This is a genomic window from Blastocatellia bacterium (genome assembly GCA_035573895.1).
Classification (GTDB): Bacteria; Acidobacteriota; Blastocatellia; order HR10; family HR10; genus DATLZR01.
The window spans coordinates 1-12,388 of sequence record DATLZR010000097.1; the positions used below are offsets into that span (position 1 = coordinate 1).

General features: G+C 58.1%; 8 protein-coding genes. 6 read left to right on the forward strand and 2 right to left on the reverse strand.

From position 1 onward, the window contains the following. On the forward strand, nt 1-1,228 hold a 1,228-nt coding region (locus VNM72_09475), incomplete at its 5' end, for an MFS transporter (GenBank protein HXF05632.1). A 178-nt stretch (nt 1,229-1,406) separates the two neighbouring features. Here the strand turns inward: VNM72_09475 and pruA are convergent. After that, nucleotides 1,407-2,966 (reverse strand): L-glutamate gamma-semialdehyde dehydrogenase, encoded by a 1,560-nt coding sequence (gene pruA, locus VNM72_09480; protein HXF05633.1) that lies wholly within the window; start codon nt 2,964-2,966, stop codon nt 1,407-1,409. 174 nt (nt 2,967-3,140) lie between these two features. On the opposite strand from pruA, the gene VNM72_09485 reads away from it, so the two are divergent. From VNM72_09485 to VNM72_09505, 5 genes are all read left to right on the forward strand, one after another. Next, nucleotides 3,141-3,791, forward strand: coding sequence for a response regulator transcription factor (locus VNM72_09485; GenBank protein ID HXF05634.1), 651 nt, complete (start codon nt 3,141-3,143; stop codon nt 3,789-3,791). A 195-nt stretch (nt 3,792-3,986) separates the two neighbouring features. After that, nucleotides 3,987-4,574 (forward strand): response regulator transcription factor, encoded by a 588-nt coding sequence (locus VNM72_09490; GenBank protein ID HXF05635.1) that lies wholly within the window; start codon nt 3,987-3,989, stop codon nt 4,572-4,574. Nucleotides 4,575-4,718: 144 nt separating this feature from the next. Next, nucleotides 4,719-5,540, forward strand: a complete 822-nt coding sequence (locus VNM72_09495) for a RodZ domain-containing protein (GenBank protein ID HXF05636.1) — start codon at nt 4,719-4,721, stop codon at nt 5,538-5,540. A gap of 97 nt (nt 5,541-5,637) precedes the next feature. Further along, complete coding sequence (locus VNM72_09500) at nt 5,638-6,315, forward strand: hypothetical protein (GenBank protein ID HXF05637.1); 678 nt, start codon at nt 5,638-5,640, stop codon at nt 6,313-6,315. A gap of 123 nt (nt 6,316-6,438) precedes the next feature. Further along, nucleotides 6,439-7,389 carry a hypothetical protein gene (locus tag VNM72_09505; protein HXF05638.1) on the forward strand — a complete coding sequence of 317 codons (951 nt, stop codon included), beginning with the start codon at nt 6,439-6,441 and terminating at the stop codon, nt 7,387-7,389. Between the two features lie 146 nt (nt 7,390-7,535). Here the strand turns inward: VNM72_09505 and VNM72_09510 are convergent, their stop codons facing one another. Further along, complete coding sequence (locus VNM72_09510) at nt 7,536-12,230, reverse strand: Ser-Thr-rich GPI-anchored membrane family protein (protein ID HXF05639.1); 4,695 nt, start codon at nt 12,228-12,230, stop codon at nt 7,536-7,538. Nucleotides 12,231-12,388 lie beyond the last annotated feature (158 nt).

The following is a 12,388-nucleotide window of genomic DNA, read 5'->3' on the forward strand; positions in this document are numbered from 1 at the left end:
CTTGGCCATTTTCACGACGATGACGACAAACCGCAATCGGATCGCGCTTCTCGCTCTGGCCATCGGACACTTTGTCAATGATGCCTATTCGAGCACGATCTACCCGCTGCTTCCGGTACTGGCCGAAAGGCTCAGGCTCACACCGACGGAAGTTTTTCTTCTCGCCCCGCTACTCAACATCACATCGTCACTCATGCAGCCAGTCTATGGATTTTTGGCGGACCGTTACACCAAGCGAGCATTCGCCGTTACCGGACCCGCCGTCACGGGCCTCTTTATTTCACTGATTGGAGTTGCGCCCTCCTATCCGGTTCTGGTCACTTTGCTGCTTCTTGCCGGGGTAGGGATCGGATCGTTTCATCCCCAGGGAGCTGCCCTTGCTGCCAGGACCAATGCAGAGCGTCGGCGGACAGCGGTTTCGGTTTTCTCCTCCTCAGGGACCCTGGGGTTTGCGCTTGGTCCCTTTCTGATCACCACGCTGGTGGCGTCAGCCGACCTCGGTCGAACACCTTATCTTGCGCTGGGAGGGTTTTTCGCCACTTTGTTAATGGTCCGATGGTGCTCAGTTGTGACAGATGCTCACGGCGCGGGACCGAACCCGGCCCCTGTTCCTTCTCTGCGGCAGATCATCGGCCGGGTCTGGCAACCGTTGGGAATCCTCTACGTCATCACGATGAGCCGGGCGGCGCTCTACATCATGAACAACAACTATCTCCCGTTTGTTTTGAAGGAGCGAGGATTCAATCTCACCGAGACGGGAAGAATCCTCACGATGTTTCTTCTGGCTGGAGCCGTTGGGGGATTCCTGGCGGGTCCGGCAGCGGACCGATTGGGGACGCGACGAGTCATCATGGGAACGGGGCTCGCGCTCGCTCCGCTTCTGGTTGCCGGATACACCTTGAGTGGTTTGCCGGCCTTGATGCTCCTGGCATCGGGGGCGTTTCTGCTCATGTCCGCTTTTCCCGTGACAATCGCCGCCGCTCAGGAGTTCGTTCCCGGTCGAACATCAACAGTATCGGCTCTGATGATGGGCTGTGCCTGGGGCGTCGGCTCGCTTTTTCCAGCCCTATGCGAGCCTGTCGCCCAGAAGGTGGGCTTCATCCCCGTACTCGCGGCGGCGACGGTACTGCCTCTGGTCACGTCTTTTCTTGCTCTTCGCTTACCAGACGACAGGAAGGTCTCGCACTCCTTTGCCGAAATTGCTCTGGCGACACCGCCACACACCTAAAAGAACTCATGGGCTTGGGATGAAAAGCCCCGATTTTTAGATCATCCTTGAAACCTCCGGTCGGATGATGCCACCTGGCTCGTCGGAAATGGGACGCCCTGCCTCGGGAAAAAGAAGGGTGATAGTCTGAAAGGAAGCGAACGAGGCAATGTGCCTCGTCCGCTTCTGTCAGAGATGGTCACAGCTTCTCCGCGACGGATTTGGCTTGCAAGAAGAGGAGCAGATAATCGCGTCCGCCGGCCTTTGAATCCGTGCCCGACATGTTGAATCCGCCAAAGGGGTGCACGTCTACGAGTGCCCCTGTGATCTTGCGGTTGAAATAAAGGTTTCCGACGTGAAACTCTTTGCGGGCGCGTTCGAGATGAGCGCGGTTGCGTGAGTACACACCGCCCGTGAGTCCGTAGACGGTTCCGTTGGCAATCGCTAAGGCTTCGTCGAAATCCTTCGCCCTCATGCAGGCCAGGACCGGGCCGAAGATCTCCTCTTGAGCAATTCGAGCACCGGGCGACACATCACCGAATATGGTGGGCGCGATGAACCATCCGCGACCGAGTTCTTCCAGGGGATGACCGCCGAGCAACAATTTCCCCTCGCCACGTCCGATCTCAATGTACTGCAGGATGGACTTGTAAGCTGAATTGCTGACAACCGGTCCCATCCAGTTATTTGGATCCTTGGTGGGACCGACGGTGATCCTTTTTGCCCGTTCGATGACCTTCTCGACGCCGGCGTCATAGACGTCTTCGAGGAAGATAGCGCGAGAGCATGCCGAGCACTTTTGTCCCGAATAGCCGTAGGCGGAGGTAATGATCCCCTCAGCTGCGGCGTCCAGATCGGCGGAACTGTCTACGATAATGGCGTTTTTGCCCCCCATCTCGGCGATGACGCGCTTAACCCAAATCTGACCGGGGGACGTTTTGGCAGCCAGTTCGTTAATTCGGAGGCCGACTTCCATCGAGCCCGTAAAGGCGATGAAGCGCGTCCGGGGATGGGTCACCAAATAGTCGCCGACTTTGGCTCCTGAGCCCGGCAGGTAATTCACAACGCCGGGAGGGAAGGAGGCTTCTTCTAAAATCTCAAGGAATTTGGCGGCGATGATAGGGCTGTCGCTGGAGGGTTTGACGATGGCAGTATTGCCCGCAGCAACCGCTCCCATCGTCATCCCCACGAGGATGGCCAGAGGGAAATTCCAGGGTGGGATGATTACGCCGGCGCCGAGCGGGATATAGAACCACTCGTTATGTTCGCCAGGCAGCGGTGAGGGTGTCACGGGGCGGGGTCCGGCATAGCGGACGGCCTCGCGCCCGTAAAACTCCATCATGTCAATGGCCTCAGCGACATCGGCATCGGCTTCAGCCCAGCTTTTCCCCACTTCGAGGACGATCCAGGCTGCCATCTCGAACTTACGTCGCCGCAGCACAGCCGCTGCTTGAAAGAGATAACGGGCACGTTCCTCCGCCGACAGACGCTTCCAGCCCTCGAATGCTTGCCAGGCCGCTTCAAGCGCCCGATCTACGTGGGACTGATCTCCTCGATGTGCGAAGCCCACAACCTCATCGTAATTCGAGGGATTGACCGACTTGAGCAAGTCTCCCGTTGTGACCCGTTCACCCCCGATGATGGCGGGGTATTCCCGACCGAATTCTGATTCCACCCGGCGAATGGCTTGCTCCATGGCCAGGCGGTTATTGTGATCGGTGAAGTCCGTCAAGGGTTCGTTCTTAAATGGTGGTATCATAGCTGCATCCTCGTTTCCGGGTATTTTGACTGCCGTTCATAGCCCGTCAATTATGACGGAGGTGCTGCCAAACATCAATCATGCCGCCAATCTCTGGAGGGTGCTTTCCGATTGCGTTTGACCGGGGTGTTGAATATAATGGGACCACACCACACACTATTCAGGCACAACGGTATGAGTAAGATACGCATTTTGTTGGCAGACGATCATACGATCTTGCGACAGGGACTGAAGCGCATCCTCGAACTCGATCCTGCTTTTGAAGTCGTCGGTGAGGCCGCTGATGGGCGCGAAGCCGTCAAGAAAGCCGAAGCTCTCGCCCCCGATGTGGTTGTCATGGATATTTCCATGCCCATCCTCAACGGGATTGAAGCGACGCGCCAGATTGCTAAGGCTCTGCCCAAGACCAGGATCCTGATCCTGACCGTTCACGAGGATGACCGAATTGCGCTTGAGATTCTTGAGGCGGGAGCCACAGGGTATCTGCTCAAAGACGCCGCCGGAGAAGAGCTGATTGCTGCGATCAAAGCGGTTCATCGGGGAGACTCCTATTTGAGCCCCTCAATCGCCAAGAAAGTGATTTCCCAGTTCCTCGACGCGGCCAAAGGAAAGGTTCAGCCCGAGGATAGGTTCTCGCTCCTGACTTCGCGGGAACGAGAAATCCTGCAACTTATCGCCGAGGGCTACTCGAACAAAGAGATCGGCGATATGCTCTACATCAGCGAGAAGACGGTCAAAACCCATCGTGAGAATATCATGCGGAAACTCGACCTGCACAACGTGGCGGAACTGGTGAAATACGCCCTGCGGCGCGGCATCATTTAGCCTTTGGCCTGAAAGAAAATCGGCCCCTTTCCTGAGAAAAATCGGATATTCACCGTGTTGATTCTCCTCCAGTCCTGAAGCATGATTGTGCCGGTGAAGGTGGAAAAAATGAACGCGTCTCTGGGGACAATGCCGTAACAAGGCGCGATGCCCCCGAGAGGAGTCCGAGGCTGTGTAACGCCGGGAGAAGCGCGAATGCTGAGGATTCTGTTGGCCGATGATCACACCATCGTTCGGCGCGGTCTGCGGGAAATTTTGCAATCGCACGGTCGTTTTGAGGTCGTTGGGGAAGCCGTTGATGGCGATGATGCCTTACGTCAAGGTCTGGCGACACGCCCCGACATCGTCGTGATGGATATTGGCATGCCGGGGCTTAACGGGATCGAGACGACGTCCGTCCTGAAAGCGGCGCTTCCGCAGTCAAAGATTCTCGTTCTCACCATGCACGAACATCTGGATGTCATTGCTGACGCCTTCGATGCGGGTGCCTTCGGCTACATGATCAAGACTGAATCCGATGCGGAGATGATTCGTGGATTGAGGGCCATCAGCAGAGGATATATGTTTTTCAGTTCTCGGGTTGCGACGGTGATCGGCGATGCATTTCGACACCACCTGGAATTCGATTTACAGGATGAGGCTCTCTGCCGCGAGCTGGATTTTTTGGAATCAAGCTGCCAGGCGACATTCACCGGCGGAGAAGGGCTGCCTTCGGTGGAGATCTTCAACGGCTATTGCCTGGCGATCCTCACCCGCGTGAAAAGCTGTCTCGTCCATCGCTAGGCACGTGGGAGTCTGCAGGTTTATTGCTGCGCCGCGCGTATCTTCGCCGACGCTGTCTACCTGCACAGCCTCGGCGCGTGATCTTCCTGGTTAGGTTGACACATCCTCAGTAGCAGGTCATATTTATGCTGCATCGGCGGGTCTATGAACGGACAGCGCGAGACGTTAACACTGGGGCAGGAGTTAAAACGGCGCCGCGAAGCACGGGGAATTGACCTGCAAGAGATCGCCAATGTAACGCGTGTGTCCGCGCGATTTCTTCGGGCCATTGAGGAAGATGATTTCAATGCCCTGCCGGGGGGCCTCTTCACGCGGTCCTTCATTCGGACTTATGCACGCTATGTGGGAATGGACGAAGAGCAGGCCATCTCGCGCTACTACGAGCAAATCGGCCAGCCCCGTGATGAGCCCGCGCGATTGAGCCTTGCGGCAGAAGGAGAGCGGCGCAAAAAGATTTCCATACTTGCGGCGACGGCGATCACTCTGTCTGTGCTCGTGGTCCTGGGTCTCGGCGGATGGGCGGGGTGGAATTACTGGCAGAGGCGACACGTGCGACCGGCTCCTTCTGTGCTGTCGGAACCAACGCCCGGGAAGACGAGCCAGCAAACGACCTCCCCCGAGCAACACCTGCCGAGCAGTGACGTAAGCGCAGCGCCTTCACCGGCGACAGCGCCCGCCCTGACATCCGGTCCTGCGCCTCGTCCTTTGGAAGTTCGTCTCGAAGCTAGCGAAGAATGCTGGATTTCTTATGTCGCGGATGACGAAACTAAACCCGTGCAGTTTATTCTCAAACCCCAAGAGGTACGAACCATTACTGCTCAGAGCCAAATCAAGCTGTCGGTGGGAAAGGTGACGGCTCTCAGAATGCTGATCAACGGTCAACCGGCTGAACTTCCAGCGGTTGGCCTTGTCGCCAGGGATGTTGTCATCACCCCGGAGAATGCTGCTCAGTACATCAAGCGGTAGTCGTGGTTTCCGCCCCTGTGGGAGCTGCCGTGAGCAAGGTTTATCGCATCTAAGGACGTGAAGCCTTTCAAGTCAATACTTATGGAGGGAAAAGTTTATGATGAAACGGAGACTCTTCCTGGTCCCCCTTATTCTTCTCCTGGCGGCAAGTCCACCCTTGATAGCTGTCCAAGAGGAGAAAGGCGATGCACTCCATCCTCAAACGAGTGGCTCGGTCACCGTGCCGGTAGATACTATTATTCGGCTGCGACTCACCCAGGGACTGAGCTCGCGCACTGCTCAAAAGGGCGATACGTTTACCGCGAAGGTCGTATCTCCTGTCGTTGTGGGTGAAACGGTTGCTATTCCCGAGGGGAGCATTGTCTACGGTCGCGTCACATCTGTGGCACGAGCAGCGCGCCGACGAGACGGTCGTATTGCCGTCACCTTCTATAGACTCGAACTCCCTTCGCAACAGACCTTCACCATTTACGGATCACTGGCTTCGGTCGAGACCGAAGAAGGAAAGAAGCAAGAAGTCGGTAAAGAAGGTGAAGTATCGGGTAAATCGGGGATCAAGCGCGATGTCGTCTTCATCGGCGGCGGCGCCGGGGTCGGTGCAGTTATTGGTGCGGCTGCCGGTGGAGGTAAAGGCGCAGGTATCGGCGCGGCCGTGGGCGCGGGAATCGGTGCCGCCGGAGCCTTGCTGCGCAAAGGTAGCGAGGTCGAGCTGGCGTCAGGAACCGAGTTCAGCATGGTGCTGGATCGCGCTGTGACTCTTCCGACGCGTCGGTAAAAAGACCATGTGCATTGGCCGAGGGAGAGAGACGGTTCCGTCTAATCTCCCTGTCGGCCAGTAGGAACCCGGCTCAGGGCGTGAGGCTGAATCCCCGACGGCCTCGCCCCTCCCTGATAACCGATGAGTCATTACGACCGCGAACCAATTGATTTATCCCACCTCCGGACCTATCCCCTCTCTTCCCGCCCGAGTAAAGTGACGGTGGAGCATTTTTCTCAGCCGACTGAACCGGGCGGTACACTGAAAGAATTCCTCAACCGTCTCCCCCGAATTCTCGCCGGAAGTGATCTCCGCGAGATTGCTCGATCGGTCCGTGCCGCTCGACAGGCCGGTAAGCCCGTCCTTTGGGGAATTGGCGGACATGTGATCAAATGCGGCCTGGCTCCTATCCTCATTGATCTCATCGAGCGGAAGATCATCACCGCTATTGCCATGAGTGGCTCGGGGATGATTCATGATTTTGAGATTGCTCTTGTCGGGGCGACGTCAGAAGACGTAGATGCCGCCCTACCCGAAGGGGCTTTCGGAATGGCGGAGGAGACCGGACGGTTCATTAACGCGGCACTGGAGGAAGGTGTCACTGAGGGTCTCGGCATTGGGGAAGCCGTTGGCCGTGACCTCCACCGACGACAGCCTCCATTTCGACAATACTCGCTGTTGTATGCCGCCTATCGTGAGCACGTCCCCGTGACGGTTCATCTCACCATTGGAGCGGACATCACTCACATACATCCTACGGCGCGGGGTGACGTTCTCGGTCAGGCCAGTCATCACGATTTTCTTCTCTTCTGTTCGCTGGTCAAGGAGATGGACGGAGGCGGTGTTTATCTCAACCTCGGCTCGGCCGTCGTCTTGCCGGAAGTGTTCCTGAAAGCCGTGACGGTCGTGCGCAATCTCGGTACTCCGCTCCGAAATATCACCACCGCCAATTTCGATTTCATTCAGCATTATCGTCCGCTGACCAATGTCGTGCGTCGGCCCGTTGCCGGAGTAGGGAGAGGGTTCGCCCTCACCGGACATCACGAGATTATGATTCCCCTCCTGGCCGCCGCCATTCTGGAGGAGATTTAGAGCAGTTGGCAAGCGAGTCTCCCCTGGGCGTGCGTGTGTCCGAAGGGTGCGGACAATACCTGGATACGGGCTTTTGTAAATAATCGCTATTGAGCGATTGATCCGAGGCAGAACTGGCTTCCCCTGGATGTCCCAGTACATCAGGTTTATCGAGGAAGGAAAGCAAGGGACTGGACCGCATTCCGATCCGTCGCTAATTCTGGCGCAGGGCCGATCGGTTGAGGATTCACCGTAGGCGTCGTCCCACTGGTGTTCTCGATGAGCGAGAGCGTCCGGTCTCCCGAATTAGCAACGATGGCGAATGACCCGTCGGGCGAGAGAGCAATCGCTGTGGGGCGTGACCCTACCGAGAGCCTGGTGACGAACGTCAGATCCTCACCTTCCACCCGGTAGAATGAGAGGTCGTTACTGCCGCTGTTGGTCACTAGCAGGCGACGTCCATCCGGCGTCAGGCGAACAGCTCGGGGACCTCTTCCGAGCCCCGTCGTGACCCGTGCGGCGATGCTCGGTCGCACGCCGGAGATCCCTCGGATGACAACGATCTGATCAGGATTTGTTGTCGTGACGTAGGCGGTTGCCTCGTCGGGAGACAGGGCGATGCTCGTGGGCGTTCCCTGAACAATCGGGATGATTGTGCGGAAGGTCGGGAATGGTCGGGATCGCAATCCCTCAATAATGAGAACACCTGCTGCGATGGGAATGAAGGCGAGATCGCCCGAGCGTGAAAGAACAACATCCTGCGCCCCGGCAAAGCTCGGTGCATTCCCTAACTGGACTGTTCGGACCGACGGCGTCGTCGTGAGGTCACGGATGAGACTGAGCGTCAGGGGCAGGTTTTCGCCATTGACGGTGATAGCGAACGTTGCATCCGAGCTGATGGCGATGGCGCTCGGTCCCTGGCCGACGGTGATAAGGCGTGTCTCGCGCGGGTTGTTGGAGAGGTCCGAGATGAACGAGACGGTATTGTCGCTGTTGACCGCGAGGGCGAACTCCCCATTGGGGGCAACAGCAACGCGCCGACTATTCCCCCGTGTGGGAATCGTCGCAAACACGGTGGGTTGAGAAGGCAAACCGGCGACAATCGTCACGTCGTCGGAGGCCACGAGAAGCTTATCTCCCGGTGGAGCCGGTGGGCGCTCAATGGTGAAATCGGCGTCACTGTCGTCCTGTGCAGTGAGTCCATCCACATCACGAGCAATTACACGAAGGCGCGCTTGCGTCGTCGCCAGAGTCGAAGGAACGGACCAGGCGAAGGATTGGGCCGATCCGGGTAAACCCGTCTGGATTGTGAAGGGGAAGCTCTGACCTCCGTCGGTCGAGAGGAGAAGATCGTGCGACGCGATCCCTCGATCATCGCTTGACGTCCACCGGACGGTGAACACCGATCCAGCCTGGATAACCTCGCCTCCGTTTGGAGCCAGCAGGCGAACGGTTGGGGGCGTCGGCGCGGGTTGGATCACGAAGATGCCGCTGTCGCCCTGGCCGCTGTTGCCGGCTGCGTCGCGAGCAATGACGCGGATGACGGCTTGATTCGTGACGACCTCCGCCGGGACATTCCAGGTAAATGTTTGTTGCGTCCCCGGCAAGTTGGCGGCCACAGTGATGGCGAAGCTGGCACCGCCATTTGTCGAAAGCTGAATATCGTGAGCGACGACGCCGATGTTATCCGATGACGTCCAGCGAATCGTCGTACTCCGACCGGCTTGGACAATATCGCCCGCACCCGGCCGGGTCACGCTCACCTGAGGCGGCGTCACGTCGGTGATGGTGAAATTGCCGCTGGTGGCTTGCCCGGCATTCCCTGCGGCATCGCGGGCGATGACGCGAATCTGGGCTCGTGATGTGGCGAGATTATTCGGGACGGTCCACGAGAAGGATTGCTGGCTCCCGCTGAGCCCCGTCGCAATCGGAGAGAACGTTGCCCCTCCGTTACTCGAGAAATAGAGGTCGTGTGATGCCACCGTAATATTGTCCGAAGATGACCAGCGGACGGTGACCTGACTGCCTCCTGCGAATGTTTCTCCGCCTGTCGGATAAAGAAGTGTGACCGATGGGGCCACGCTATCGCGAATGGTGAAAAGACCGGAGTCATCTTGTCCGATGTTGCCTGCCGCATCACGCGCGATGACACGGATACAGGCGCGAGTCGTGTTGATGTCAGCGGGAATGTCCCACAGATAAGATTGCTGACTACCGGGCAGCCCGGTGGCGATCGTCGTGGGAAAGCTAACGCACCCGTTGCTTGAGAAGCGAATCTCATGTGAGGCGACACCCAGGTTGTCCGACGATGTCCATTGAATGGTGAGGGTAGTTCCCGGCGAGACGCTCTGCCCAACTCTCGGCTGAAGCACCGTAACGCTGGGACCGAGAGCATCCCGGATAGTGAAATTGCCGGTTTCCGCCACGCCGACCAACCCGGCGGCGTCACGCGCCGTGATGCGAAGGCGCGCTTGCGTTGTGGTCACGAGGGGCACGTTCCACACATACTCCTGGTCCGTCCCGCTGATCCCTGTTGCGAGAGAAGTGTAGGACTGCCCGCCATTGGTGGAAAAATCAATGTCATGGGAGAGGACGCGAACGTTATCCGAAGAGGCCCAGCGTATCGTGAAGACGGTGCCGGGATTCACCGTCTGTCCTGTTCGAGGCGCCAGGATGGACACGGTGGGGGGCAGCGTATCGCGGATGGTGAAATTCCCCGTATCGTCGAAGCCCGCGTTCCCGAAGGCATCGTAGGCCACGACGCGAATTCGCGCCTGGTTCGTCTCGATATTCCCCGGAACGGTCCAATCAAAAGAGCGCACGTCGCCGCTCAGGCCCGAGATGATGGTGATGGAGTAATTCCGCCCGGCGTTGAGCGAGAGCAAGATATCGTGAGAAATGACGCCCACATTGTCCGATGAATCCCAAGTGATGGTGAACGACGTCCCGGGATTGACGATTTCGTTCGTGCGCGGTCTTGTTACGAAGACCGTTGGCGGCGTTGCATCACGAATGGAGAAAGTGCCACTGTCTTCCTCACCGACGTTGCCCGCAGCATCACGGGCCAGGATACGAATGCGGGCCGACGACGTGACGAGATTTGCGGGTATCGTCCAGAAAAATGACGTTTGTTTCCCGCTCAGTCCCGACGCGATCGTGGTCGGATACGACGCGCCCCCATCGGCCGAGAACAAGATATCCTGCGCTACAACGCCCACATTGTCGGTTGACTGCCACCGGATGGTCAGGGTTCCACCGGCGTTCACCGTTTGGCCTTTCATTGGAGAGGTGATTATCACCGTCGGAGCGATGGTATCCTGGATCGTAAAAACCCCGCTTTCACCCGCTGCTTCATTACCGGCAGCATCACGGGCGACCACACGAATTCGCGCGGATGACGCCACAAGCGATGCGGGAACGAGCCAGAGGAATTCCTGTGTGGTCCCCGGTAACGCCGAGGCGAGAACCGTCGTGAATTGCACTCCGTCCGGTGCGAGCAGGACGGTGTGCGAGGCGACGCCAACGTTATCCGATGAAATCCAGCGAATGAGCAATGACCCTCCGGTTGGAACGGTCTCGCCTCCGACGGGGGAAAGGATCGTCACCGAAGGCGGCTGCGCATCGCGGATGATAAACAACGGACTGTCGCCCTGACCGGTGTTGCCGGAGCCATCCCGGGCGATGACGCGAATCCGTGCCGTGTTCGTCAGAAGAGTCCCCGGCACCGACCAATCGAAAGACTGAAGGAAACCCGGAAGATTTGTTGCAATCGAGGTCGTGAAGTTGACGCCGTCAACGGCAAGCAGGATGTCATGGCGGACAACCCCGACCGTATCGAACGAGGACCACCGGATGGTGAGGGTGCCACCCGACGGCACAATGTCGCCCCCCGTTGGCGAGAGGACCTTCACCGTTGGAGCTGTTGTGTCAACGACAGTGACGCGGAGCTGATCCGTCGCCGTCGCTCCATCATCGTCCCTCACCGTGAGTGTGACGGTGAAGACGCCAACGGTTGTGAAGCTATGGGCGACGGTCCTGCCGGTGGCCGTCGTTCCATCGCCAAAGTCCCAGAAATAGGAGACAATTGTCCCGTCGGGGTCTTCGCTCGTTGACGCATCGAAGATTGTTTCCACGCCCGCCTCGACGGTTCGATCCGATCCTGCTTCGGCTCTCGGAGGTTGATTGGCCGCAATTGCACGGGTGAGTCCGACAGATGAGGAAATGTTTTCCCCCGATCCCGTCGGAAGCGGAAGGAATTGCACCCCGCTCGGGCGAACGATGGCGTAGCCGTTGGTAGTGGCGAGAAGGATCTCAGGGGATGAGGGACTCGGTGAAATATCCAGAGGTAAGCTGATGACCGAGCCCGACTCCTGAGGCAGCAGAAGGAACTGAGACGTTTCCTGCTCAACCCGGACGATACCGTTGCTTACCGGAAGAAGTATTGCTCCTGATGGAAGAAGGGATGGCGGGCCGAGGACCGATCCCGCACCCTCGGGTACCGGTGTGAACGTCACCGTGTTGTCGCTGATTGCGACAAGCCCGTTTGAGACGGGGATCAACGTCATCGTTTTCCCACCCGGTACTGTAGAATCAATGGCAGCGGCGAGAGGAAAACCAGTTCCGGATGGGAAGGGAAGGAACTCCGGTTCGGCCTGCGTCGAAGCCAAATTCTGGGCTGAATCAGCAGTCGTCGCCAGGGATGTGATTGAAAATCGAACGATGCCCCCGGTTGTTGTCAAGATGAGTTCGTCGGAGAAGGGAAAGGGCGTCCCGCGGGGGCTCGCCGGATTGTAAGAGGGATCGAAACTCGAATTGAGCGCGAATGTTGGGGGCGCGACAACCTGTCCGGCTGGGTCCGGCACCGGAATAAAGCTTACCGACTGCCTTCGGAACAAAGCCACACCGTTTGTCGTTGTCACAACCATGCCTTCGAGGAACGGTTGGGAAGTCGCACTCGAAGACGTCAACGGCGAAAATGGGACGAACCGGGGATTGAGCAAAGGAAGTGGCGGGCTGAGGA

What these genes read in the sequence shown, in the direction of transcription:
- pruA (HXF05633.1), bottom strand. Translation starts at nt 2,966, where the DNA reads ATGATACCACCATTTAAGAACGAACCCTTGACGGACTTCACCGATCAC.
- VNM72_09485 (HXF05634.1), top strand. Translation starts at nt 3,141, where the DNA reads ATGAGTAAGATACGCATTTTGTTGGCAGACGATCATACGATCTTGCGA.
- VNM72_09490 (HXF05635.1), top strand. Translation starts at nt 3,987, where the DNA reads ATGCTGAGGATTCTGTTGGCCGATGATCACACCATCGTTCGGCGCGGT.
- VNM72_09495 (HXF05636.1), top strand. Translation starts at nt 4,719, where the DNA reads ATGAACGGACAGCGCGAGACGTTAACACTGGGGCAGGAGTTAAAACGG.
- VNM72_09500 (HXF05637.1), top strand. Translation starts at nt 5,638, where the DNA reads ATGATGAAACGGAGACTCTTCCTGGTCCCCCTTATTCTTCTCCTGGCG.
- VNM72_09505 (HXF05638.1), top strand. Translation starts at nt 6,439, where the DNA reads ATGAGTCATTACGACCGCGAACCAATTGATTTATCCCACCTCCGGACC.